This window comes from Bacillus sp. DWP3-1, assembly GCF_049896565.1.
In the GTDB taxonomy this organism is placed as follows: domain Bacteria; phylum Bacillota; class Bacilli; order Bacillales; family Bacillaceae; genus Bacillus.
In genome coordinates this window covers 849,957-874,534 of sequence record NZ_JAFCUN010000001.1, presented here as the reverse complement: position 1 = coordinate 874,534, position 24,578 = coordinate 849,957, and the positions used below count along the sequence as shown (strand labels likewise).

Genomic DNA, 24,578 nt, shown 5'->3' with positions numbered 1-24,578 from the left:
TCGCCTCCGTTATTTGTAATGTCCGCCAATTTTTTCGGCGCGGTGATACGCCTGCCCTGCGCTTGTCAGTGACGAAGCGTGCAGCAGGGCAGCAGGTCCATACTTCATGTGGATCGCATCAAATACTTTGCTGAGTTTGTCTTTTTGAACATGGTGATCAAATAAAGTCAGCTGATATTGGCTGTCAGACTGCAGCTGTGAGAGAGTAATCCCCACACTGCGAATGGGCTGGCCATCCCAGTGCTGCTGGCATAGCTGAATGGCTGCGTCTGCAATATCTGTCCCGTACTGTGTAGGTGAATGAAGCTTGATTTGTCTATGAAATCCAGTCGGATGAGAAAAATCAGCGCCTCTCACGCCAACAGACACTGTTTGCCCAAGATAATGCTTAAAGCGTGCACGTCTTGCCACTTCTTCACTCAATTCAAGAAGAGCGACTTTGATATCCTCAAAAGACGCATAATCATGGGGAAGAGTCATATGATGTCCAACCGCTTTTTGCTGATCATGTGTGTGAATGGTGACCGGAGAGGGATCATGCCCTAAAGCTGTTCGCTGCAAAAGCTCTCCGTTGATTCCCCAGCGTTTTTTAAGCCGGTCTAACGGATAAGCAGCAAGCGTCCCAATGGTACTGATGCCCATTCGTTTTAAATGGTGCTCCATTCGTTTGCCGACGCCAAATAATTTTCCAATCGGAAGCGGCCATAAATCAGCCGCAACACTGTCTGTACGAAGTTCATAGATACCAGATGTGTTTTTTTTAGCAAAATGGTCACAGGCCATTTTAGCGAGCACTTTATTAGGACCGATGCCAACACGTGCGTAAATGCCAGTCTGGTTCATAATGGTTGTTTGTATATTTTGAGCGATCTCGCGGGGAGAACCGAGTAGTGTCAGACTGCCTGTAATATCAAGAAATTGTTCATCAATTGAATAGGGTTCGACAAGATCTGTGTATTGTTCGAGCAGCTCTGTTATCATGACAGAGATATCAAGATAGCGCTGCATACGGGGGCGTACGACGACAGCTTCGGGGCATTTCTCCTGCGCTTCCCATAATCTTGATGCATTTTGTACGCCTCGTTTTTTAGCGAGCGGGCAGGCGGCAAGTACGACCCCGCTCCGCCGCTCAGGATCTCCAGAGACGATGAGCGGCACATCCTTCAAGTGGGGAGCCTCCACTTTTTCGACTGACGCATAAAACGATTGCATATCCACAAGCAGAATGGCTCGTTCATTCATTATTTTCACCTCTTAGAACGTATGTTCCGTTTATATTGTAACCGTCAGGAGGCGAAATTGATACTGGTAAATCATTCAAAGAAAAGAGTGTAAATCCATACAAAAAAGACGAAGTGTCTTCCACTTCGTCTCATTTGATGCAACATTATTTTAAGCATGTGCCAAGTTGTGAGATGTTTGGAGCGGCTCAGAACGCAAACGATAGGCCGTCAGTTTTTTCTTAGGCTTATGTGTAAACTGCCGCACCACATCCACGTGGTCATCGTAATGATACAGATAAAGGGTCACATCATGTTTGCCAAGCTTTGTTTGCATGGTAAGCGGCGCAGGCCCTTCCTGCGGATGAAGAAAACGCTCTTCATCACCAGGATAAATATAATAGCGTTCAATAAAGATCGCATCATTAAAATGTTGAATAATTTCAGATACTTGCTGATCATTGAGCGGACGATCTTCAAACATGATCGTTGTTTGATCACTTGTTACTTTTGCATGCACCGCATAACGATTAAAAAGGCGTTCCACAACACCAGAAGGCAGCGAAGTGACAAGAAGCTTTAAAAGACTAAACACAACAAGTGAAGTAACAATCCAAACCAATATCATCATCTCCAATAAACATTTGTTACATTTCCTATATGAACCATCTTAACATACCAAAAGAATGAAACTTTCGCACAAAAAGTGAACTTTTTGAAATAAGTGTGAAGATTTAAAAGGAGATGACGGCGAAAGAACGAAGAATCAACAAAGCTGAAAGGAAAAAAGGCTGACACGTGATCTTTACAAACAATTAATCGAACAGGTAGACTATTGAAACAACAGTTTTTTAAAAAAAAGAGAGCGGTAAGCCAAAAATGAAAAGGGGCGAGGTCATCATGATACGTCAAGTGAAGCCGTCAGATTTTTACGCCGTCACATCCGTCATCCAAAGCTGGTGGGGAGGCAGAGATTTGCGCGCAAAATTGCCGAAGCTATTTTTTGAACATTTTCAGCAAACAAGTTTTGTCGTCGTTGAAAAAGGTGAACTTATTGGCTTTTTAGTCGGTTTTTTATCGCAATCTCATTCAGATGAAGCGTATATTCATTTTGTAGGTGTACATCCAGACCATCGGAAATTAAAGATAGGAAAAATCCTATATCAAGCCTTTTATGATGTGGCAAAACAGGAAGGAAGAACAACCATTAAAGCGGTAACAGCACCTGTAAATAAAGTATCGATTGCCTATCATGCAAAATTGGGCTTTCAAATTGAAAAAGGGGACAAAACTGTAGAAGGAATCTCCGTGTTTTCAGACTATGATGGAATAAATGAAGATCGTGTTTTATTTGTGAAAAAATTAGAGGCAATGCAATGATTGTCAATTTAGATCAAACAATAAGTGATGTAGCAAAGCAGATCTTACATATTCAACTAGCTGCATACCAACAAGAAGCTGAACAAATTGGCTATGCCGATCTCCCACCATTAAAAGAGACCATTCAAGATGTAATGAAAGCAAAAGAGCAATTTATTGGTTTTGAGCAAAAGGGAATCTTACTAGGCGTTGCCTCTTATGAAGAGCAGAAAGATTATTTGATCATTAGTCGATTGGCTGTACATCCAAAAGCGCTAAAGCAGGGTATTGGAACAAGACTTATGTCCACAATTATGGAGAAAAATGTCCCTATAGAACTGACCACAGGGCAAAAAAACACCCCTGCAAAAAGGCTATACGAAAAGTTAGGATTTCTTGAAACAGATGTGATTCATGTTGCAAAAGAGCTCACCTTATCAAAAATGAAATGGAGACCAAGGCGAAAGGTTGAGGTTGTCGAATTCAAAAAAGAGTGGCATGAAGAATTCCATCAAGAAAAGCAGCAACTCAAGCAAATCATTCAAAAGAACTGGATAGAAGGACATCATATTGGTAGTACGTCAGTTGAAGGGCTTGTTGCCAAACCAATTATTGATATCTTAATAGAAGTAAGTCATATAAAAGAGATCGATAAAAAAAGAGAGAGCTTTGAACATCTTGGATATCAAGCGCTAGGTGAAAATGGCATAAAAGGGAGACGTTTTTTTCAAAAGGGTGGCTTGAATCGTACGCATCATGTCCATGTTTATGAGAGAAATCACCCTGATGTGAAAAGGCATTTATTGTTTCGAGATTACTTAAGGGCCCATTCAGAACGAGCTGTAGCGTATGCGTCTGTCAAGGAACAATTAGCAAATCAGTATCCGGAAGATATACAAAGCTATATGGCAGGAAAGAATGAAATCATAAAAGAAATAGAAAATGAGGCATATCACTGGGATAGAGAAGGAAGAGAGGAAGCTCTTAAATAAGCTACCTCTTTTCCTCGTTAATTAGGAAGCTGAACATTGCCTTTTACAATATAGGCCTGTGAAGCAGCAGTAGATGGAAGAGCGGGTAATTTATCCTTTACTATGACCCCGCGGATATCTGTGATTCGAACAGGAAGAGATTTAGACCCCATATTAAATCCAAGGAAATGGTTGTAGTCTGTTTTTTCCATGTTCACCCATTGTCCATCTTTGTAATATTCCATTTTCATAATCGGATATTTATGATTGCGCACTTGAATCGCAGCCCACCACTCACTGCTGCCTTCTTTTATTCTGTAAGCTACATTTCCGCTAATCGGTGCTTTTACAATTTTCCAACTAATTGGGATTTTTCCATCTGCCATATTACCGATTTTGGCAAAGGCATTAGGAGAAAGATCAAGAGCTCCTTTTGCTCCTTCTGGATATTTATCGGTTACATACACAACGGTTTTTCCTTTTGGACCCTTTACTTCAAGGTAAGCACCAGCAAGTGCCGCATTTACCCCTTTATAGTTATAGTCATGAGGATTTAAAGCCGTAATTTTCATGTCAGATGGAATAGGATCTAATAATGCGGCGCCCCCTGAGTAACCAGATCCCGTATAAGTCGCATAGCTTTCTCGTACTTCATCAAGGACAGATGCCGCTTTCATGTTTGGCACAGCGAAACTCAACATAAATATCAGTGCCCCGATGAAGCAGAGAGATAATCTTTTTTTCACGATCTAAAACCTCCTGTTTATTCTTTTAAAATTGGTAGCGTCATAAGTATAATTCTAAAAAACAAGAAGCGAAAAGAGCCAATAGATAGATATAATCCTAGTGAGAAGAGCGTGTATTTCAAAGAATATGACTTTCGGATTTAGTCGTGTGTCATGTTTTATGGTGTTTTATGTGTTACAATGTAAGCATCAATTTAAAAAGGATGTTCGCCATGTATATTCACATCACAGAACTGGCTAAAACATATATAGAAAAACAGCAAATAGGAAACGAAACTAAGGAATTACTGCTTCGCTACGATTCAGAAGGTTGTGGCTGTGCAGTGAGTGGCGTACCAATGCTTTGGTTAACAAGTGAAAGAACAGGTGAATGGGAACAACTGAATAATAGCCAACATTTAAAACTATATATACACATTGCACAGAAGGTATTTTTTGATGAGGAAATGACCATCGATTTTAATGAAAAAGCCAATACATTGATGCTGAAAAGTCCTCAGCAAATACTCAGTCCAAGAATGGGCATACTTGTAAAGTAAGGTGGAAACGTAGTGGATCAGAAGCTTAGAGTGATACAAAACACGGCACAAAATAAAACATGGGTGTCGTTTTTAAATAACAATCATCCCTATACCCTTTTGCATTGGTCAATAGGTGGAATGGATTCGGTGAAAAAGGACGTTTGGCTTCTTCAAGATGAAGTCACATTTGAAACGGAAGAATTTCCAACGCTCGAATTAGCTGTCAATTGGATCAAAGAGAATATGGAACAGGTAACAGATGTATTATAAAAGCCCTTTTTTGACAAAAGGGTTTTTTTCGTGCCTTCATCATCTCATCAAACAGCAGGGATGTCTAATCTGAAAAATGATCTTTTAAAACGCAAAAAAACCGTTTTATAACAACCAATTCGACAAAATGAGAAAAATAGAAATGAAAAAATCGTGGTTATAAATGCCGAAAAATAGGCAATGAAAGTGTTTATTGCGGGATACCGAAAACTTTGCGAAAAATGACATTTCATATTTCTTCCATTCGAGGGAATGTGATAGAATACAACATGTATCGTATATGAGAAGGGAGGTGCTAAAGTGAATTGAAGCTCAAGCTGTCATCGCCTCAGGTTGGAATCAAAATAAACGAATGGTATAGGCAGATTTGCGGATTTCATGTCATGAAAGCAGAGAAACTGAAGGCCGAGATCGAGCAGGAAATTCTGGAGATGGAACAGGATCAAAACTTGTTGCTGTTTTACCAGCTGATGGATTTTCGCCATAAGGTGATGCTTGAATATTTTGAACCGGCAAAGAAAGCCTCAAACGATGAAGAAATTAAGAACCTGCTAGAAACGATCGAACATTCGCAAACGAAATTAACGGACATGCTTGAATACTATGTTCATTTTTTCACAGGAATGTTTGAGTTTGAACAGCAAAACTATTTAAGTGCCATTGCTTATTACCGTTCAGCAGAAAAAAAGCTCAATCTCATATCAGATGATATAGAAAGAGCAGAATTTTACTTTAAATTAGCTGAAATATACTACCACATGAAACAAACCCACTTTTCGATGCACTATGCCTTGCAAGCGTTAGATACGTACTCTGCCTACAGAACGTACACGCTGAGAATCATCCACTGTGAATTTGTCATCGGTGCAAACTATGATGATTTGAAATGCTATGAACATGCATTGCCCTACTTTAAAAATGCTCTAAATCGAGCACGCTCAATTGGAAACCCTCGAGTCATAGGTTCGGCCCTTTTCAACTTAGGTAACTGTTATTACCAAATGAACGATCTTGCGGAAGCAAGCCGTTATCTGAAAGACTCTCTTGAAGTGTTTGAAAAGGAGAATTTAACCCATCTTAATCGCTCTCTAGACCCACTATTTATGCTGACCCAAATCCTGTTTAAACAAAAACAAATAGAAGAGTCGTTAACCCTCTATCAACAAGGTATTATGAAAGCCTGTGAATTAGAAGATGAAATTTACATCTGCAAATTTCAGTTCTTAAAAGCATTATACGTTGATGCAGAAATAACGATCATAGACGATACATTAGACCTGCTCGAGGACAAGCGCTTATACCCAGATATTGAGGAATTGGCACTTGATGCGGCTCATTATTACAATGAGCTTGGACTGTATGAAGCATCTACACGGTTTTACGAAAGGAAGATTCAAGCCATATCAAAAATTCAAAATGGGGGTCATTTATATGAAAACGAGTTTGATAGTTCTTTTATTGGCAGCAACTGCAGGATTATCGGTCATGAGTCAGCAGCAATCGGAAGAGAGTCATATGGAGCTGGCGGGCAGACATCATACAACAGTGGTGACTATCGCATAAGTTAGCTCAAAAAGAGGAGACGAACCGCTGTTCATTCTCCTCTTTTATCTTCATTCGATTCAAATTGTTGAAGAAATCCTTGAACTTCTTGTTCATAAGCTGCCTTATTTTCGCTAAAAGACATCGCATGTGCCCCGTGCGGCGCTATAAATAGCTGTTTATCACCTTTTTTTCGAGCATATAGCTGCTGACTCTGCTCGCATGGAATATAGTCATCATGAAGACTATGGATAAAAAGCACAGGTTCTTTCACCTGATCGATCACATCCAGCGGTGAAACTTGCCGAATGCTGTATCCATCCCGCCATTTTAACACTCGATCACTTAGTGGAAGAATCCATTGCCCTGAAAGACGAAAATCTGTTTTTAATCGATAGAGAAGCTGATCCTCAAAAGAAGCAAAAGGACAGTCAGCTATGTAAAAATTGGCGCTTGCTTCCGGATTTGCAGCATATAACAAAGTCGTGACTGCACCCATTGATTCTCCATGTATGCCGATAATGGCATTTTCCCCGAGTCTTTGTCTGAGCCACTTCGCGACCTGCGCTAAATCTTCTTTTTCATAGTATCCATAACTCGTGGTTTTCCCGCCGCTCATTCCATGTCTTCTATGATCATAAAGCATCACATTCCATCCGAGCTTTTGGAATAATTTCATATACTTAACGGAATTAATCAAACTGACTGTGACGCCATGACAAAGTACAATGGTGCGTGTTGTATGTGGATGCGGCACAAAATAGCCATGAAGATCATAACCAAATGCTGAAGGAATACACACTTTCTCTTTTTTAAGCTGTTGAAACTCTTCGTGATGATAGTGTCCTTCATCTGATTCTCTTTTGATGAGCTCTTCATCTGTTAATTTTCGAATATACATCATTTTATTGGTGAAAAAAATGCCGATTGCAGCGAGCGGACATAATATCAAGGCAAGTATAGCGATCCATTTCTTCATCCAGCTGATTCTTCCTTTCCGAAGTTTTTCCTATGACGATCATACCACATGTTGGGAGATTGGCGTGACTCTTGCTCAGCAAATAAAACGGATGATACACTTAGGGCAAAAGGAGAGAGGCACAATGAAAAAGACCAATCAAGATCAAGCGAAATTAAAGGACGGCATAAACGAGGATCTCAAACAGCAGCTCCTTCAAATGAAGCAGAACCTTGCCGCCGAGACAGAAAAAAGAGAAGAACAAAAACGACAAGACCTCCTTCGGCAGCAGAAAGAAAAAGAAAAAAATAAAAGCTTCTCCGAGCTGCTAGATGAAAGTCATTTGGACTGGAGAAAATATAAAAGCTAAAAAAAGGGAGCTCTGATGCTTCCTTTTTTTCATGTCATCATTGAGATTGAGCAACAGAAATGAACTTGTTCAAAACATAGGTGCTTTGAGAGCAGACTCTTCTGACTCCTTCGAATTTCACTTCATTTCAGCTTCGTGACAATATGATTTAAAACTAAATCCCATCACCTATTTTATACGTGATCAAAATAGAAGAAACGGGAGTATTGATTTATTAAAATTCCTTTTTATTACAAATATAGTAATTAAGACCCTTTAAATAGAGGAGCATTCTTCTTATAATGAAGATGCATTGAAAAATTTGGAAATGGAGATGATTCACATGAAATTGAGAAGAACAATGACTGGAGTTGCTTTATCTTTAGGATTGCTTTTACCTGTTTCTGGACAAGCTCTTGCTACAAATGATTTAACGAATGCGGATTTGCGTACAAAGGCTACTTCAATTGTAGATTGTTCTGTAACTCCTTTTAAAGGCGCAAGTAATCGATTATGTATGTATTCGGATAATGGTTCTTTTGCAAATAGTTTCAGTCGTTTTGGTACGACATTTTATCTTAAAGGCAAATCTGGAAATTATGCATATTATGAAAGTGCAAGATAAGACAACGGAGCTTTTAGTCCCTTCAGGCTGTCGAGAAAATCTCGACAGTTTTTTTGAAGGTTTAAACACACCGTATATTGAATGAACTCCAAGTGAAAAACACCATATATCGTTTATCGAACAGTTCAAAAGACAAAAATGAGGGTTTTGTGGACATCTTGTCTTAAAAACCCTCACTTTCTCTTCAAGCTGACGGGGCTTTTAGCCCCTTCTCTCTTTTTAAGAGAGAAAAAATCCACTTTTTCGGTGAACTGATCGAAGAAATGATAGATACTACAATCAGTTCCAGAAAAAATGTGCATAAACGAAGCTGTGCAGCAAGGCTTCTCCACTGCCTGTTGAACATGAAAAAGAGTTCATACATACGATAAAATAAAAAATTGTAGAAAAACATAAGTTTCTCTACAATCCAAGAGATCACATGATGTGATCTCTTTTTATCTTATTTAAACCGGTGCGCCTCATACACAGATGGTTTTGTATAGTAAGTCAATGCTTTTACTTCTTGGTCACTTAAAGAACGTGCATTTGCCGCTGCAACATTTTCTTTTAACTGTTCCACCGAGCTTGCGCCAAATACAACGGAACTGACCGCAGAATGCTTAAGCAAATATTGAATGGACAGCTCTGTGAGTGATAGGTCATAAGCGACTTTCTTTAAAGAAGGAATGACCTGCTGGAGATCGTCAAATGAATATTGAAGATAGCCGTTTTTTTGAATCGCTGCACTTGCTTGCGAAAGTGGTTTTTCAGTTAAAAGCCCTTTTGCTAAAGGTCCTCTTGCGACGACACTAATGCCTTGTTCTTCAAGAAGAGAGAACCATTCCTCTGGACGGCGGTCGAGTAAACTATATTGCATCATCACACTGACGATGTTGGATTTTTTGGCGTATTCTTTAATGACGTTTGGACGGATAGAAGAGATGCCATAATAGCGAATAACGCCTTCTTCCACTAATTCTTCAAAAGCCTCAATCGTCTCATCGATAGGATCATCTATCGTGCCTCCGTGCAGTTGGTATAAATCAATATAATCTGTTTGCAGCCGCTTGAGGCTTTGTTTCACGGCCTTTTTTATGTACGCCTTTGAAGGGTCCCAGTCCCAGCCAGATTTGCCTTTTTCAAAGCGGTTGCCGCCTTTTGTGGCCAAAATCAAATCTTGCCGCCTGTTTTTAATAGCCTCCCCGACAATTTCTTCATTTGTCCCAAAATCATATAAATCGGCTGTATCCAAATAATTAATTCCAAGGTCTATAGCCTCATCTAATAAAGAGAGCGCTTTTCCTTTTTCCGTTCCAAGGGACATACATCCTAGTGCTGCCTCGCTCACCAAAAGATCCGAGGTACCAATTCGTCTTTTTTTCAATTCCATCACACTCCTATCCCTTCACATTAAGTGAAAAAAATCTGGAATTCAAGCTAGGTGATTTCAAGTGGCGCATTGAAGCAAGCGTTCGCATTTCGCTTCTCCTAAATCATCTATGTTAAAATGAATGAAGTAAAAAGTGAAAGTAGAACGAGGAGCTGACAAAATTGAAGGACTTTGAAGAAAAAACATTATCGACTAAAGAATTATATAACGGAAAAATCATTGATTTGGTTCTTGAAGATGTAGAATTGCCAAACGGAAAACAAGGCAAACGCGAAATCATCAAACATCCTGGTGCAGTGGCCGTCATTGCTCGTACAGACGAAAATAAAATCATCTTGGTCAAGCAATACCGTAAAGCACTAGAGAGAGCCATCGTTGAAATTCCGGCTGGAAAATTAGAGCCAGGAGAAGAGCCGGCACATACAGCACTGCGAGAATTAGAAGAAGAAACAGGGTACACCACTCAGCAGCTCCAAAAGCTGACGGCCTTTTATACATCACCTGGTTTCGCAGATGAAATCGTCCACATTTATCTTGCAGATCAGCTGGTTCCGCTTGAAGAAAAAAGAGAGCTGGATGAAGATGAATTTGTTGAAGTGATGGAAGTTTCATTAGAAGAAGCCTTGCACCTCATTGAAAAGCAGCACATTTATGATGCAAAAACAGCCTATGCCATTCAGTACTTACAATTGCAAGAGGTACTTAAGTCAACAAAATGAGGGAGTTTTTTGCAGACATCCATATTCATATTGGCAGAACCAGAACAGGCAGAGCTGTTAAAATTACAGGTGCAAGGTCACTGACAATTGACCAAATTCTCATTGAAGCAACGCAAAGTAAAGGGATGGGGATGATTGGTGTGATTGATGCACAATCTCCAGAAGTCCTAGAAGAATTAATAGAGGGTGTAGAGGAAGGCAAGTACACTGAACTAAATGATGGCGGTCTATCATTTGGACAGACCGTGCTGCTTTTAGGCAGTGAATTAGAAATTAACGATAACCATTCAAAAGGTCCAATTCACGTGCTTGCATTTATGCCCACACTTCACAAAATGTCTGAGTTCTCCGCATGGCTCGCGCTTCATATGAAAAATGTGCATTTGAGTTCACAGCGCCTCTATGTTGATGGGAAAACACTTCAGCGCAAGGTCAAGGAGCTAGGAGGCTTGTTTATTCCTGCTCATATTTTCACGCCGCATAAAAGCTTATTTGGCAAAGGAGTCAACACGTCTTTAACGGAAGTATTCGACCCAGACCTCATTGATGCTGTTGAACTAGGTCTTAGCTGCGATACGTCAATGGCGTCCCAAATAAGTGAGCTGAACCGTTATCCCTTTTTAACGAATTCAGACGCTCATTCTTTAGGGAAAATTGCGCGAGAATATACAAAAATCCGAATGGATCATGCCTCTTTTGCCGAATTCAAACTAGCCCTTGAAGGGAAAGAGGGCAGAGCCATTACAGGAAATTATGGACTCGCTCCGCGGCTTGGGAAGTACTATCATACAACCTGCGAGAAGTGCGGAGTAAGACCTCGCGCGCTAGATCAAGAAAAGTGCCACGCATGCGGACATACCCGGATGACAAAAGGGGTGAGTGAGCGTTTAAAGGAGCTTGCTGACCAAGAAAGTGACAAAGGAACAAGACCTCCTTATGTTCATCAGCTCCCGCTTCAATTTATTCCGGGTGTCGGAGCCAAAACGCTGGAGAAGCTAAAAGCCGTGTTTCACACAGAGATGAATATCCTTCATCAAGCAACAGAACAAGAACTAAAAGCTATCCTGCCAGAAAAAACAGCCAATTACATCATCAAAGCAAGAAAAGGTGAAGTCGAACTGATCGCTGGCGGGGGCGGAGTGTACGGTAAGGTGGATATCAATCATGAATCAAGTTAACTGGACATGTCAAACGTTTGACCAATTAACAAAAGAGGATCTTTACCTAATTTTAATGGAAAGAGTCAATGTGTTTGTTGTTGAACAAACATGCCCTTACCCTGAAATTGATCACCGGGACCAAGAAGCGCTTCATCTGTCTGCAAAAGAGGACGGCACGATTGTGGCTTATTGCCGAATTTTTCAAAGCGGAATCATGTACGAAGAGGCGTCCATTGGCCGCGTTCTTGTGACGCAGGCAGGCCGAAAAAAAGGCTATGGAAAAATGCTGCTCAGCAAGGCTTTGGAAAAGCTGAGTGAATTAGGTGAAACAAGTGTCAAAATTCAGGCGCAGGCCTACTTGAAGTCGTTTTACGAATCATTTGGTTTTAAGGCCGTTTCAGATTGTTATGATGAAGATGGGATTCCTCATCTTGATATGGTGAAAACAGAAAGATAGGCGTGTATACGTCTATCTTTTTTATGTCACATCGTGTATCATAACGTCAACGAAAGGGGTTTTGCCAAATGGGAAAAAGCAATGCAAAGAAAAAACGAGAACATATTGAAAGGCAGCACAGCCGAAACCCGGAACTGTCGAGAGGAAACATGCCGCATTTTAGCACACATGAAAGAAAGACAAAAACAAAACAAGAAGCCTTGCAGCACATGATGAAAAAACATAAAAGAAGGAATGCTTATGATCACTTTCAAGAGGATCATAAGCATTTTTATTTTGCTTTTTTGTGACAACTAGTTCAAATAAATGGAAAAATTTTAAAAAATAGGACAAACGGTCGTTTCTTTTTGTCTGAAAATGTAGTTAAATGACAAAAAGATGAAAGGGAGAGTGAGTATTGTGAACGTCAAGTCAATTGGAGCAAGGCTTTGTATGGCAAGTATGATGCTGGCATCGGTCACGTTCGGCGCCTCACATATTTCTGCAAAGGAGCAAGCAAAAAAAGAGTACATGATCGGCTTTTCTTCTTCCGTTCAAGATCATACACAAAAACAGCTTGTCGAAGAAGCTGGTGGGCATGTAAAAGAATCCATAGAGCAAATAGATATGATGAAAGTTTCCTTGAATGAGGCATCGAAAGAGAAACTGAATCAGGCAAAAGAAGTGACCTTCATTGAGGAAGACCAAAAGGCAAAAACAAGCGGTCAAACGATCCCATATGGCATCAAAAGCATCAAAGCACAAAAGGTACATAAACGGGGATACGCCGGACAGAATGTCAAAGTAGCCGTTCTTGACAGCGGCATCGATGGCAAACATGAAGATTTACATGTCACCGGCGGAGTCAGCTTTGTTCCAACAAAGTCAGATCCGCTTGTTGACCCGCATGAACACGGAACGCATGTGGCAGGCACAATTGCAGCGTTAGATAATAAGGTAGGTGTCGTTGGTGTTGCGCCAAAGGCTTCTATCTATGCGGTCAAGGTGGCAGATGAAAATGGTGACGGCTACTATAGCTGGATCATTAAAGGAATTGAATGGGCCATTGAGAATGACATGGATGTCATCAATATTAGTATGGGAGGAGCAAGTGAATCTGAAGCGCTGAAAGAAGCGGTAGATCGAGCATATGGCAAAGGGATTCTCATTGTGGCTTCTGCTGGGAATGCAGGAAGTTATGGCTCTCTCAACACGGTTGACTATCCAGCTAAGTACGCCTCAGTGATGGCGGTTGCCTCTGTTGACGAAAGAAAACAAAGAGCCTTTGATTCATCTGTCGGCGAAGAAGTGGAAGTCTCAGCACCGGGCGTTTCAACGCTCAGCACCATTCCTCATAATGAATATGGCTATAAGAGTGGAACATCCATGGCATCACCGCATGTAGCGGGCGCTGCGGCTGTCATTCTATCAAAACATCCGAATTTGACAAACGATGAAGTGCGCGAGAGACTTTCAAAAACGGCTGCAAAGCTTGGAGATCCTTTTTATTATGGTGCCGGGCTTGTGAACGTACAAAAAGCCGCCCGATAAATGATAAGAGAGAGCAGTGTTTAGGCTGCTTTCTCTTTTTTCTTTCAATAAAACTGTCATGTTTCGTAATCTCTCTCATAGAATCTAGTAACCTTTACTATTTGGGAGGAAGACGCATGCGGAAAAAGTCTTGGAAGGAACATCTTCTTCAGCACGTAAAAGACCATCTATCGATTTATTTGTTTGTCTCTGTACTCTTTTTAATGGGCGTGATCTTTGGGGCCATCATCGTTAATAGTATGACAATTAGTCAGAAAGAGGATTTATTCTATTATTTAAATCAATTTTTTGGTCAGCTGACGAATGAGAAAGCAGCAGAATCAAAAGAAATGTTTTTGCAAAGCTTTTTGCATCATATGAAATATTTAGGTCTTATGTGGATACTAGGAATATCTATCATTGGCCTGCCGCTCATCTTTCTCATGATCTTTTTAAAAGGAATTGTCGTTGGGTTTACAGTTGGTTTTCTAGTAAATCAAATGGGGCTGAGTGGTTTTTTCCTTTCGTTCGTATCGGTTCTTCCGCAAAACATATTGCTTATTCCAGCCTATTTAGTGATTGGTACATGTGCGATTGCGTTTTCCATCCGTCTCATTGGGCAGCTGTTCATGAAAAAAACCATCAGTCAAGCACCTGTTCAGTGGTTCGCCCGGTATGCATCTGTTTTGCTGATGATTTTAACGCTTGCTGCACTTTCGTCCTTTTTTGAATCTTACGTATCTTTCATGCTCATGAAAAAGCTGGCAGGTGTTCTTTTTTCATAATTTTATAATCGTTATTAAATAATAATCAATTTATTTATCAATTTAAAATGATTATAGTTGGCTCTCAGCACATCATTTGATATAATGATCAAGTAATGTGGCGTAGGAGGGAAAGTCAATGGAAAATCGGATTGATCGAATTAAGAAACAGCTTCATTCTTCCAGCTATAAGCTCACGCCACAGCGTGAAGCAACAGTAAGAGTACTGCTTGAGAATGAAGAAGACCATTTAAGTGCAGAAGATGTATACCTCCTCGTAAAAGAGAAGTCTCCTGAAATTGGTCTTGCTACTGTTTATCGAACGTTAGAATTGCTAACTGAACTGAAAGTTGTTGATAAAATTAACTTTGGAGACGGCGTTTCGCGATATGATCTTCGCAAAGAAGGAGCCGCTCACTTCCATCATCATCTTGTCTGCATGGAATGCGGGACAGTCGATGAGATAGAAGATGATTTATTAGAAGACGTTGAAGAGATTATTGAACGTGACTGGAAATTTAAAATTAAGGATCATAGATTGACATTCCATGGTATTTGCCACCGGTGTCATGATGATGAATCCGGCAAATAATCCGAATTGGAACCTTTTCATTTAAGATGAAGAGGTTTTTTGCATTTTCGCTGTATATTCCTTGTCCCACCTGGCATATGCTGAAGTAATGAGAAGCTTGAGAAAGGACATGAAAATCATGCGAAAATGGCTCAAAACAACAGGTGAAGTGATGAAAGTATTCATCTTGTTCACTGGTTTTACCGTCTTGTTCTATTATGCTATGATATGGATAAATTCAGAATATGAAAGCTACCATCGTTATGATAAACCAGAGGGTGCAGCAATTAAAGTGATGGAAATGGATCAGCCGAATCAAGACAACTGGCAAGACCGATTGATTTATTTTTATCAAAACGGGGAGTAGAAATCATTGAACGATCAATTATCCGACTTTATTCATTTTATGACAGTAGAGAGAGGACTCTCTGAAAATACCATTGTTTCTTATAAACGAGATTTACAGAACTACCTTTCTTTTTTAATGACACATGAGCAGCTGACGGATATCAAAGATGTCACGCGCCTGCATATCATTCATTATTTAAAGCAGCTAAAGGAGGAAGGGAAATCGAGCAAAACGTCAGTGCGGCATCTATCCTCGATCCGTTCCTTCCATCAATTTCTGCTCCGGGAAAAAGTGACAACAGATGATCCGTCGTGGAACATTGAAACGCAAAAAACAGAGCGGAAACTACCGAAAGTTCTATCACTAGGGGAAGTCGAAAAGCTGCTTGATACACCAAATCAGCACACTCCGTTTGACTACCGTGACAAAGCGATGCTCGAGCTCTTATATGCAACAGGCATTCGCGTCAGTGAAATGCTGGATCTGACTCTTGCTGATGTTCACCTCACAATGGGCTTTATCCGTTGTTTTGGAAAAGGAAGAAAAGAGCGGATTGTGCCAATTGGTGAAGCTGCTGCAAGTGCGATTGAAGAATATATCGAAAAGGGAAGAAGCAAGCTGTTAAAAAAACAGCCGGCAGATGCCTTATTTCTCAATCATCACGGAAAAAAAATGTCGCGGCAAGGTTTCTGGAAGAATTTGAAAAAAAGAACCATCGAAGCAGGGATTCAAAAGGAACTCACACCCCATACACTCAGGCATTCATTTGCAACACATCTGCTTGAAAACGGTGCAGACCTAAGAGCCGTGCAGGAGATGCTCGGACATGCCGATATCTCAACAACACAAATTTATACACATGTGACGAAAACAAGACTGAAAGATGTGTATCACAAATTCCATCCAAGGGCATAAGTAAAGCATGACACAGTGAACGTGTGTCATGCTTTTTCATGTTTGCACCGTTTATGGTTGTCAACCGGCTTGTAAACGGTTTATACTTGAGATGTCAGACCTCTCTTTTTGAAAGGTCAAAAGACAAGAATATTGAAGGAGGCGCTTTTTAATGCCTGATTATCAGTATAAACGCATTTTCCTCGTCGTAATGGATTCAGTAGGAATTGGGGAAGCACCCGATGCTTCTGAATTTAATGATGTAGGTGCAGATACACTAGGACATATTGCTGAAAAAATGAACGGGCTTCATATGCCGAATATGGCGAAGCTTGGGCTGAGCCATATTAAAGAAATCAAAGGAATTCCAGCGGATGAAAAGCCGCTTGCGTATTATGGGAAAATGCAAGAAGCATCAAATGGTAAAGACACAATGACAGGACACTGGGAAATCATGGGTCTTTACATAGACACACCGTTCAAAGTCTTCCCAGACGGATTCCCAGATGAACTATTAAATGAACTAAAAGAAAAAACAGGCAGAGGCATTATTGGAAATAAACCTGCGTCTGGTACTGAAATTTTAGACGAGCTTGGCGAAGAGCACATGAAAACAGGCGATCTAATCGTCTATACATCTGCGGATTCTGTGCTGCAAATTGCTGCGCACGAAGAAGTGGTGCCTTTAGATGAACTTTACCGTATTTGTGAAATTGCACGTGAACTCACATTAGATGAAAAGTATATGGTTGGACGTATTATCGCTCGTCCGTTTGTCGGGGAGCCTGGCGCATTTAACAGAACACCAAACCGCCATGACTATGCTTTAAAACCATTTGACCGTACAGTTATGAATGAGCTGAAAGATGATGGGCTCGATGTGATTGCAATCGGCAAAATCTCTGATATTTATGATGGCGAAGGAATCACATCTTCTCTTAGAACAAAATCGAACATGGATGGAATGGACAAGCTGGTCGATACACTTAAAACAGACTTTACAGGACTCAGCTTTTTAAACCTTGTTGATTTTGACGCTCTTTACGGACATAGAAGAGATCCAGAGGGCTACGGAAAAGCATTAGAGGAATTTGACGCACGACTTCCTGAAGTGTTTGACCTGTTGAAAGAGGATGATCTCCTTGTGATCACAGCAGATCATGGAAATGACCCTGTTCATCACGGAACAGATCATACAAGAGAATACGTTCCGCTCATTGCTTACAGCAAAAAGCATCAGGGAGCAAATGAACTGCCAACAGCAAAAACCTTTGCTGATCTTGGAGCAACAGTTGCAGACAATTTCAAGTCAGCCATGCCAAAATACGGCACAAGCTTTTTATCTAAACTCAAATAGGGGGAAATCTCGTGGGAGCACAGTTTTCAGAAGCGGCGGCATACATTAAACAAGCATCGACAAACGTACCAACAGTTGGATTGATCTTAGGTTCAGGGCTTGGCATTTTAGCAGATGAGATTGAAAATCCAATCAAATTGAAATATGAAGATATTCCTGGATTCCCTGTTTCAACAGTAGAGGGTCATGCAGGACAGCTCGTCATCGGGACGCTGAAAGGCACTGTCGTATGTGCTATGCAAGGACGTTTTCACTTCTATGAAGGATATGATATGAAGCAAGTGACGTTTCCAGTCCGTGTGATGAAAGAAATTGGCATTGAGACATGCATTGTGACAAATGCAGCCGGCGGTGTGAATACATCCTTCCATCCAGGCGATCTCATGCTGATTACAGATCATATCAATATGATGGGGACCAATCCATTAATTGGACCAAATGACAGTCAAGGTGTTCGTTTCCCTGATATGTCTGCCCCATACGATAAAGATTTGCTGGCACTTGCAGAAGAAACAGCTCAGCGCTTAGGTATATCTGTACAGCATGGTGTTTATGCAGGGATGACAGGTCCTTCATATGAAACACCGGCTGAAGTTCGTTTCCTCAGAACACTTGGAGCAGATGCTGTAGGCATGTCAACTGTTCCAGAGGTGATTGTTGCGCGTCATGCAGGAATCAAAGTGCTTGGTATTTCATGCATTTCTAATGCGGCATCAGGTATTTTAGATCAGCCGCTGTCTCATGATGAAGTCATTGAAGTAACGGAAAAAGTGAAAGCGAGTTTCCTTGATTTAGTAAAAGATGTAGTCAAACAACTCTCATAGCATGTTTCAAGAAGCCTTCTGTTTTATCGACAGAAGGTTTTTTTATGGCAATCATACGATCTCTGAATAAAACAGCCTGTATGAGGAAAAAATAGAAAGGATTACGATAATGGAGGTCTGCCACTTGAAACGTCATATATGTGCATTGTTTATTTTAATGATCCTTATCTCAATGGTTTCACCATCAGCGATAGCAAAAGAAAAGATTGAAAAACCAGGAGAAAAACAAACATCAGAATTGGTGCACGAAGCCAAATCAGCGATCTTAATAGAACGTGACACGGGAAAAGTGCTTTACAACAAAAACAGCGATGAAAAGCTTGCACCCGCAAGTATGACCAAAATCATGACGATGCTTCTCATCATGGAAGCCATTGATCAAGGAAAACTGAAAATGACTGACAAGGTTAGAACAAGTGACTATGCAGCATCAATGGGAGGGTCACAAATCTTCCTTGAGCCTGGAGAAGAAATGACCGTGAAAGAAATGATGAAAGGCATTGCGATTGCGTCAGGAAATGATGCTTCAGTTGCCATGGCAGAGCATATTGCAGGGTCTGAAGAACAGTTTGTGGAGCAAATGAACAAAAAGGCAAAAGAACTCGGCCTCACCTCTACGGTCTTTCAAAACCCAACAGGACTTCCTGAAAAAGACCATTACAGTACAGCTCATGATATGGCAAAAATGGCAAAAGAGCTGTTGAAATATGAACAAATCACTAAATTCACAGGGGTCTACGAAGACTATCTCCGTCAAAACACGGATAAAAAATTCTGGCTTGTGAATACGAACCGATTGATTAAATTTTATCCAGGAGTCGATGGGTTGAAAACAGGTTTTACAGGCGAAGCCAAATACTGTTTAACTGCATCCGCTAAAAAAGGCAACATGCGCGTCATTGCAGTTGTCTTCGGCGCAAGTACACCGAAAGACAGAAACGCTCAAGTGGTCAAAATGTTAGACTATGCATTTAGTCAATACACCACTCACCCGCTTTACAAACGAGGACAAGATGTAGCGGAGATCAAGGTAAGCAAAGGGAAAAAGAAAAAAATTCAGCTTGTCACCTCTGAGCCAATCTCCCTTTTAACGAAAAAAGGCGAAAATGTGGATCAGATTAAAAAAGAAATCAAATTGTCTCAGGATGTCACGGCCCCATTCTCAAAAGGAACGGAACTAGGTACAATTGTCTTGAAAAAAGACGGAAAAGTGCTGCATGAAAGCCCTGTAGAAGCTAAAGAAGGAATGGAAAAAGCAGGCGTTTGGACTTTCTTGAAAAGAGCGATGGCGGAATTTGTGAAATGGAAATAAAATGTGAAAGGCTGCTGTAATTGGCAGTCTTTTTGCTATGAGTAAGAAGAAAAGAACATCTAAATGTGACGAATGGTCACTAGTTTTGTCATGGTGAAGGATTTACTTGATAAAAAAGAGAAACAATCTTTATCCGAAATTAGAGCAAGGAGGAATAAAAAGATGAGCCTTGAAATTGATTTTCAAGTAAAAGAGAGCGTACTTTGCATTCGGTTAACAGGAGAGCTTGATCATCACTCCGCAGAAACATTGAGACAAAAGGTGACGAATTATTTGGAAACAGAGGACATTCGCCACATCGTGCTGAATTTGGCTGATTTAACGTTTATGGACAGCTCAGGTCTCGGAGTGATTTTAGGAAGATATAAAGAAATTAAGCAGCTTGGCGGAGAAATGGTCGTCTGTGCTATCTCGCCAGCAGTGAACCGATTATTTGATATGTCTGGCTTATTTAAAATCATCCGTATGGAGCCTTCAGAGCAAACGGCATTGCAAACATTGGGGGTGGCATCATGAGGAATGAAATGAACCTGACCTTCTCTGCTTTAAGTCAAAATGAATCCTTTGCGAGGGTGACAGTCGCAGCGTTTATCGCCCAGCTTGATCCGACATTAGATGAATTAACAGAAATCAAAACCGTTGTGTCAGAGGCGGTGACAAACTCCATTATCCATGGCTATGATGGAAATCCAGATGGCAAGGTGCATATCCATGTCACACTTGATGACCATGTTGTGTACCTCACCATCCGTGACGAAGGCATGGGCATTACAGATCTTGAAGAAGCAAGACAGCCGCTATTCACCACAAAACCAGACTTAGAACGCTCTGGAATGGGCTTTACCATCATGGAGAATTTTATGGATGATGTCATGATAGACTCATCTCCAGAAATGGGCACGACCATCCGTTTAACAAAGCATCTATCAAAAAGCAAAGCGCTTTGTAATTAAAGGAGCTGCTCATATGGATGTGGAGGTAAAAAAGCAAGCAAAAAAAGCCCAGCTGTCAAATGATGAAGTCAAAGAGCTCATCAAAAAAAGCCAAGACGGTGATCAGCAAGCAAGAGACCTCCTCGTAGAAAAAAACATGCGTCTTGTTTGGTCCGTTGTTCAGCGCTTTTTAAATAGAGGATATGAACCAGATGATTTGTTTCAGATTGGCTGTATTGGACTGCTGAAATCTGTTGATAAATTTGATTTGTCATATGATGTGAAGTTTTCGACCTACGCTGTTCCAATGATCATTGGTGAAATCCAGCGATTCATTCGTGATGATGGAACAGTCAAAGTGAGCCGGTCACTAAAAGAACTTGGAAATAAAATTCGGCGGGCAAGAGATGAATTGTCTAAGTCTCACGGAAGAATGCCCACTGTCCAGGAAATTGCCGAATATCTTGATATCACACCAGAGGATGTCGTCCTCGCCCAAGAAGCGGTCCGCTCACCGACATCGATTCATGAAACCGTGTATGAAAATGACGGAGACCCGATTACATTGCTTGATCAAATTGCGGATCATTCAGAAGAAAGATGGTTTGATAAAATCGCTCTGAAAGAAGCGATCAAGGAATTAGAAGAACGAGAAAAACTCATTGTGTACTTAAGATATTATAAAGACCAAACACAATCTGAGGTAGCAGAGAGGCTCAGTATTTCACAAGTACAAGTCTCGCGGCTTGAAAAGAAAATTTTAAAACAAATCCAAATGCAAATGGATCAAAAAGACAGCTAGCCAATTAGGCTGGCTTTTTTTGTGTGGTAATTACCGGTAAATCAAGTTCTATCAGTATGAGAACCATTTTTCACCACATACTATTTTTAACCCATCGTATAGGAAGTGACTTGGATGGACGGACAAATCTTTCTTCGGCTGCGCCATCGAATCAAGACCGGTAATGATCAGCTTGTTTATTTAGAAGATATCGCCCAAATCACTGGTGATGAGTTTGCTGTGCAAAAGCTTAGCAAAATGCCGATATATCATGTCAGTAAAAAGGATCGTCACATCGCCGTTCTTGATATCATGCATGTGGTCAAAACGATCAAAAAAACATGGCCAGACATCGACATTCAAACCGTTGGAGGCGCTGAGGCCATTGTCGAAATTGATACAGGCAAACGCCAGCTTTCTCCCGTTTTATTTGTGTTTGTATGGCTCCTGTTATTTGTCGGAGCGGCGCTTGCCATTATGAATTTCCACGAGGATGTCAGTATGCGGCTCGTTCATATCCGCCTATATGAAATGATCACAGGAAAAACGGTTGAGCATCCTTATTTATTGCAAATTCCATATAGCTTCGGACTAGGCTTCGGCATGATTTTATTTTTCAATCATGTATTTAAAAAGCGTTTAAATGAAGAACCAAGTCCGCTTGAAGTGGAAATGTTTAAATATCAGCTCGATCTCGATCATTATGTCGCCCTCAAAGAAAATAAAGAGACAATGAAAGACATTCATGATCGGTAAGTGGCTTTTTGTCGTGCTTGTTGGACTTGGCGGCGGTTTAACGGTAGGAGCAGGATTTGTGGCATTTCTCACAGTGCTGGGCATCATCCCTCGTTTAATGCAATTAACCAAAACGCAGCGCTTCATACAAGGATACGAGGCGGCTGTCATCAGCGGGGCGGTCGTTGGCGGCTGGGCAACCTTAAGTCCAATACATTTGCATTTATCCAAATGGCTGGCACTTCCGATCGGTCTTTTAGCGGGCATCTTCGTCGGCATGCTTGCAGCTGCGCTGACTGAAGTATTAAATGTACTTCCTATATTAACGAAAAGAATTGGAATGGACGGGAAAATTGTTTTGCTTCTCATGGCCATTGTCTTAGGAAAGGTATTTGGTTCACTATTTCATTGGCTAATTTATATTTAAGAATTTGGAGGGAACAACACGTGTCGAGTTTAAAAGAGAACTATCCATCTAAGGTGAAAACGTATCAGCCTAAACCTCCTTATGTCCTCAACTGCATCAAGGCTTTTCTTGTTGGTGGATTGATCTGTGCCATAGGCGAGGGGCTGCAAAATTTCTATATTCACTTTTTTGATTTTAATGAAAAGACAGCAGGGAACCCAACCGTAGCGACCCTCATTTTAATTTCTTCTATATTAACTGGTATCGGTATTTACGATAGAATCGGCCAGTTTGCTGGAGCGGGATCCGCTGTCCCGGTGACAGGGTTTGCAAACAGCATGACAAGTGCTGCTCTTGAACATAGAAGTGAAGGGCTTGTGTTAGGTGTAGCCACGAACATGTTTAAGCTTGCTGGGAACGTCATTGTTTTTGGTGTCGTCTCGGCATATGTCGTAGGGATCATTCGATACATCTTGGAAAAGGCGTTTTCGTAGGAGGAATGAAACGTGAAACTAACAGGTAAACAATCTTGGGTATTTGAGCACAAGCTTTATGTCAATGCAGAAGGAACAGCTGCAGGACCGAAAGAAAAAGAAGGCCCGATCGGTCATCTAATTGATAAAACATACGACGAAATGCATTGTTATCAAAAGAACTGGGAAATGGCTGAAAGGCAGCTCATGGATGATGCGATATCAACCGCTTTATCAAAAGCAAATTTGCAAAAAAGCGATGTTGATCTTTTGCTGGCAGGAGACTTACTGAATCAAAACGTCACAGCAAACTATGTGGCAAGAGAACTTAAAATCCCGTTTCTTTGTTTATTTGGAGCATGCTCCACATCAATGGAATCGGTCGCCATTGCTTCGGCATTAGTAGATGGTGGTTTTGCAAAAAGAGCCATTGCTGCGACAAGCAGTCATAATGCGACGGCAGAACGCCAATTTCGTAATCCGACAGAATACGGCGGACAAAAACCAGATACAGCGACAAGTACAGTGACTGGGAGCGGGGCCGTTATTATCAGCCAAGAGCCCTCCCAAATTCAAATTACAAGCGCAACTGTGGGACGAGTTATGGATCTTGGGATTACAGATCCATTTGACATGGGGTCGGCAATGGCACCGGCAGCAGCAGATACCATCAAGCAGCATTTAGAAGATCTAGGGAGAACGGTTGAAGATTACGATCTTATTTTAACAGGTGATCTATCTGGCATTGGCTCACCGATCTTAAAGGATCTGCTCAAAGAAGACGGCATTCAGCTCGGCCGAAAGCACGATGATTGCGGATTAATCATCTATACACCCGATCAAAACGTGTTCGCTGGAGGCAGCGGCTGTGCGTGTTCAGCTGTTGTGACATTCAGTCACATCTTTCAAGAAATGAAGGCAGGGAATTTGCAAAGAGTACTGGTTGTCGCAACCGGGGCACTTCTCAGCCCGACGATGGTCCAGCAAAAAGAGACCATTCCAACCATTGCGCACGGTGTCGTATTTGAGCGTGCAGGAGGAGAGAGCTAATGGATTATCTTATCGCTTTTGTTGCAGGCGGACTTATTTGCGTCATTGGCCAGCTTTTACTAGACGTACTCAAACTTACGCCTGCACATGTCATGACCACCTTTGTTGTGGCGGGTACCATCTTAGACGGATTCGGTATTTATGATAAATTTATTGAATTTGCAGGTGCGGGCGCAACCGTACCAATCGTCAGCTTTGGTCATAGCTTGCTTCATGGGGCGATGCATCAGGCAGATGTACACGGGTTCATCGGAATCGGGATCGGTATTTTTGAATTAACTTCTGCTGGAATTTCAGCTGCGATTTTATTCTCATTTATTATCGCTCTTATCTTTAAACCGAAAGGATAACC

At 41.0% G+C, this 24,578-nt stretch carries 32 protein-coding genes; 27 read left to right on the top strand and 5 right to left on the bottom strand.

The genetic code is table 11. From position 1 onward, the window contains the following. Positions 1–9 precede the first annotated feature (9 nt). Together ACP7A0_RS04505 and ACP7A0_RS04500 are read right to left on the bottom strand one after the other, a co-directional pair. Entirely contained in the window at positions 10–1,242 is a 1,233-nt protein-coding gene (locus ACP7A0_RS04505; RefSeq protein ID WP_060596784.1) for a DNA polymerase IV, read from the bottom strand. A gap of 150 nt (positions 1,243–1,392) precedes the next feature. Further along, positions 1,393–1,842 (bottom strand): YfmQ family protein, encoded by a 450-nt coding sequence (locus ACP7A0_RS04500; RefSeq protein WP_127687037.1) that lies wholly within the window; start codon positions 1,840–1,842, stop codon positions 1,393–1,395. Positions 1,843–2,120: 278 nt separating this feature from the next. Here ACP7A0_RS04500 and ACP7A0_RS04495 point away from each other — a divergent pair, with 278 nt between their 5' ends. Beyond that, positions 2,121–2,600 carry a GNAT family N-acetyltransferase gene (locus tag ACP7A0_RS04495; RefSeq protein WP_034661184.1) on the top strand — a complete coding sequence of 160 codons (480 nt, stop codon included), beginning with the start codon at positions 2,121–2,123 and terminating at the stop codon, positions 2,598–2,600. Next, positions 2,597–3,571 (top strand): GNAT family N-acetyltransferase, encoded by a 975-nt coding sequence (locus ACP7A0_RS04490; protein ID WP_106031032.1) that lies wholly within the window; start codon positions 2,597–2,599, stop codon positions 3,569–3,571. The genes ACP7A0_RS04495 and ACP7A0_RS04490 overlap by 4 nt, the downstream gene beginning before the upstream one ends. Before the next feature lie 17 nt (positions 3,572–3,588). On the opposite strand, the gene ACP7A0_RS04485 is transcribed toward ACP7A0_RS04490, so the two are convergent. Beyond that, the gene (locus ACP7A0_RS04485; protein ID WP_370876311.1) at positions 3,589–4,251 is read right to left on the bottom strand and encodes an expansin EXLX1 family cellulose-binding protein; all 663 of its coding nucleotides are present in this window, start codon (positions 4,249–4,251) and stop codon (positions 3,589–3,591) included. 257 nt (positions 4,252–4,508) lie between these two features. Between ACP7A0_RS04485 and ACP7A0_RS04480 the strand changes: the two genes are divergently transcribed. The 3 genes from ACP7A0_RS04480 (at position 4,509) to ACP7A0_RS04470 (ending at position 6,655) form a co-directional block, all read left to right on the top strand. Next, positions 4,509–4,835 (top strand): iron-sulfur cluster biosynthesis family protein, encoded by a 327-nt coding sequence (locus ACP7A0_RS04480; protein ID WP_034661177.1) that lies wholly within the window; start codon positions 4,509–4,511, stop codon positions 4,833–4,835. Between the two features lie 12 nt (positions 4,836–4,847). Then, positions 4,848–5,087, top strand: coding sequence for a YqkC family protein (locus ACP7A0_RS04475; RefSeq protein WP_003215790.1), 240 nt, complete (start codon positions 4,848–4,850; stop codon positions 5,085–5,087). A gap of 305 nt (positions 5,088–5,392) precedes the next feature. Beyond that, positions 5,393–6,655 (top strand): tetratricopeptide repeat protein, encoded by a 1,263-nt coding sequence (locus ACP7A0_RS04470; RefSeq protein WP_034661176.1) that lies wholly within the window; start codon positions 5,393–5,395, stop codon positions 6,653–6,655. Between the two features lie 26 nt (positions 6,656–6,681). Here the strand turns inward: ACP7A0_RS04470 and ACP7A0_RS04465 are convergent, their stop codons facing one another. Continuing rightward, a complete protein-coding gene (locus ACP7A0_RS04465; protein WP_106031035.1) occupies positions 6,682–7,608 on the bottom strand; it encodes an alpha/beta hydrolase in 927 nt (308 codons plus the stop codon). Between the two features lie 124 nt (positions 7,609–7,732). Between ACP7A0_RS04465 and ACP7A0_RS04460 the strand changes: the two genes are divergently transcribed. Then, positions 7,733–7,957, top strand: coding sequence for a YqkE family protein (locus tag ACP7A0_RS04460; RefSeq protein ID WP_106031036.1), 225 nt, complete (start codon positions 7,733–7,735; stop codon positions 7,955–7,957). A 322-nt stretch (positions 7,958–8,279) separates the two neighbouring features. Then, positions 8,280–8,561, top strand: a complete 282-nt coding sequence (locus tag ACP7A0_RS04455; RefSeq protein ID WP_282066483.1) for an antimicrobial peptide LCI — start codon at positions 8,280–8,282, stop codon at positions 8,559–8,561. 442 nt (positions 8,562–9,003) lie between these two features. Here the strand turns inward: ACP7A0_RS04455 and ACP7A0_RS04450 are convergent, their stop codons facing one another. After that, positions 9,004–9,927 (bottom strand): aldo/keto reductase, encoded by a 924-nt coding sequence (locus ACP7A0_RS04450; protein WP_060596776.1) that lies wholly within the window; start codon positions 9,925–9,927, stop codon positions 9,004–9,006. A gap of 167 nt (positions 9,928–10,094) precedes the next feature. Between ACP7A0_RS04450 and ACP7A0_RS04445 the strand changes: the two genes are divergently transcribed. The 20 genes from ACP7A0_RS04445 (at position 10,095) to spoVAE (ending at position 24,576) form a co-directional block, all read left to right on the top strand. After that, entirely contained in the window at positions 10,095–10,652 is a 558-nt protein-coding gene (locus ACP7A0_RS04445) for an NUDIX hydrolase (RefSeq protein WP_060596775.1), read from the top strand. Next, positions 10,649–11,830, top strand: coding sequence for a TIGR00375 family protein (locus ACP7A0_RS04440; protein WP_106031039.1), 1,182 nt, complete (start codon positions 10,649–10,651; stop codon positions 11,828–11,830). The genes ACP7A0_RS04445 and ACP7A0_RS04440 overlap by 4 nt, the downstream gene beginning before the upstream one ends. Further along, on the top strand, positions 11,817–12,269 hold the full coding sequence (locus ACP7A0_RS04435; RefSeq protein ID WP_034661163.1) for a GNAT family N-acetyltransferase: 453 nt from the start codon (positions 11,817–11,819) through the stop codon (positions 12,267–12,269). The genes ACP7A0_RS04440 and ACP7A0_RS04435 overlap by 14 nt, the downstream gene beginning before the upstream one ends. A gap of 68 nt (positions 12,270–12,337) precedes the next feature. Beyond that, positions 12,338–12,559, top strand: a complete 222-nt coding sequence (locus tag ACP7A0_RS04430) for a hypothetical protein (protein ID WP_106031040.1) — start codon at positions 12,338–12,340, stop codon at positions 12,557–12,559. A gap of 109 nt (positions 12,560–12,668) precedes the next feature. Then, positions 12,669–13,799 (top strand): S8 family peptidase, encoded by a 1,131-nt coding sequence (locus tag ACP7A0_RS04425; RefSeq protein ID WP_106031041.1) that lies wholly within the window; start codon positions 12,669–12,671, stop codon positions 13,797–13,799. 116 nt (positions 13,800–13,915) lie between these two features. Next, a complete protein-coding gene (spoIIM, locus tag ACP7A0_RS04420) occupies positions 13,916–14,563 on the top strand; it encodes a stage II sporulation protein M (RefSeq protein ID WP_060596772.1) in 648 nt (215 codons plus the stop codon). Positions 14,564–14,681: 118 nt separating this feature from the next. Further along, positions 14,682–15,134, top strand: coding sequence for a ferric iron uptake transcriptional regulator (gene fur, locus ACP7A0_RS04415; protein ID WP_003215577.1), 453 nt, complete (start codon positions 14,682–14,684; stop codon positions 15,132–15,134). A gap of 118 nt (positions 15,135–15,252) precedes the next feature. Continuing rightward, positions 15,253–15,480 carry a YqzK family protein gene (locus ACP7A0_RS04410; protein ID WP_003215798.1) on the top strand — a complete coding sequence of 76 codons (228 nt, stop codon included), beginning with the start codon at positions 15,253–15,255 and terminating at the stop codon, positions 15,478–15,480. A 6-nt stretch (positions 15,481–15,486) separates the two neighbouring features. Beyond that, positions 15,487–16,377: a site-specific tyrosine recombinase XerD gene (gene xerD, locus ACP7A0_RS04405; RefSeq protein ID WP_060596771.1), complete on the top strand. Its 891-nt coding sequence runs from the start codon at positions 15,487–15,489 to the stop codon at positions 16,375–16,377. Between the two features lie 151 nt (positions 16,378–16,528). Next, positions 16,529–17,713, top strand: coding sequence for a phosphopentomutase (deoB, locus tag ACP7A0_RS04400; RefSeq protein WP_426004372.1), 1,185 nt, complete (start codon positions 16,529–16,531; stop codon positions 17,711–17,713). Positions 17,714–17,724: 11 nt separating this feature from the next. Next, on the top strand, positions 17,725–18,537 hold the full coding sequence (locus tag ACP7A0_RS04395; RefSeq protein ID WP_034661149.1) for a purine-nucleoside phosphorylase: 813 nt from the start codon (positions 17,725–17,727) through the stop codon (positions 18,535–18,537). 157 nt (positions 18,538–18,694) lie between these two features. Beyond that, positions 18,695–19,849 carry a D-alanyl-D-alanine carboxypeptidase family protein gene (locus tag ACP7A0_RS04390; protein ID WP_374955737.1) on the top strand — a complete coding sequence of 385 codons (1,155 nt, stop codon included), beginning with the start codon at positions 18,695–18,697 and terminating at the stop codon, positions 19,847–19,849. 162 nt (positions 19,850–20,011) lie between these two features. Then, positions 20,012–20,365 (top strand): anti-sigma F factor antagonist, encoded by a 354-nt coding sequence (gene spoIIAA / locus ACP7A0_RS04385; RefSeq protein WP_034661146.1) that lies wholly within the window; start codon positions 20,012–20,014, stop codon positions 20,363–20,365. Next, on the top strand, positions 20,362–20,802 hold the full coding sequence (spoIIAB, locus tag ACP7A0_RS04380; protein WP_034661145.1) for an anti-sigma F factor: 441 nt from the start codon (positions 20,362–20,364) through the stop codon (positions 20,800–20,802). The genes spoIIAA and spoIIAB overlap by 4 nt, the downstream gene beginning before the upstream one ends. A gap of 13 nt (positions 20,803–20,815) precedes the next feature. Beyond that, on the top strand, positions 20,816–21,583 hold the full coding sequence (gene sigF / locus ACP7A0_RS04375) for an RNA polymerase sporulation sigma factor SigF (RefSeq protein WP_106039225.1): 768 nt from the start codon (positions 20,816–20,818) through the stop codon (positions 21,581–21,583). A gap of 114 nt (positions 21,584–21,697) precedes the next feature. Then, a complete protein-coding gene (locus ACP7A0_RS04370) occupies positions 21,698–22,318 on the top strand; it encodes a stage V sporulation protein AA (RefSeq protein ID WP_060596767.1) in 621 nt (206 codons plus the stop codon). Continuing rightward, a complete protein-coding gene (locus tag ACP7A0_RS04365; protein ID WP_034661142.1) occupies positions 22,308–22,724 on the top strand; it encodes a stage V sporulation protein AB in 417 nt (138 codons plus the stop codon). The genes ACP7A0_RS04370 and ACP7A0_RS04365 overlap by 11 nt, the downstream gene beginning before the upstream one ends. A 20-nt stretch (positions 22,725–22,744) precedes the next feature. Further along, positions 22,745–23,197, top strand: a complete 453-nt coding sequence (gene spoVAC, locus ACP7A0_RS04360) for a stage V sporulation protein AC (protein ID WP_034661140.1) — start codon at positions 22,745–22,747, stop codon at positions 23,195–23,197. A 12-nt stretch (positions 23,198–23,209) separates the two neighbouring features. Beyond that, on the top strand, positions 23,210–24,226 hold the full coding sequence (gene spoVAD, locus ACP7A0_RS04355) for a stage V sporulation protein AD (protein WP_106031042.1): 1,017 nt from the start codon (positions 23,210–23,212) through the stop codon (positions 24,224–24,226). Continuing rightward, a complete protein-coding gene (gene spoVAE, locus ACP7A0_RS04350) occupies positions 24,226–24,576 on the top strand; it encodes a stage V sporulation protein AE (RefSeq protein WP_007501045.1) in 351 nt (116 codons plus the stop codon). The genes spoVAD and spoVAE overlap by 1 nt, the downstream gene beginning before the upstream one ends. Positions 24,577–24,578: the final 2 nt, after the last annotated feature.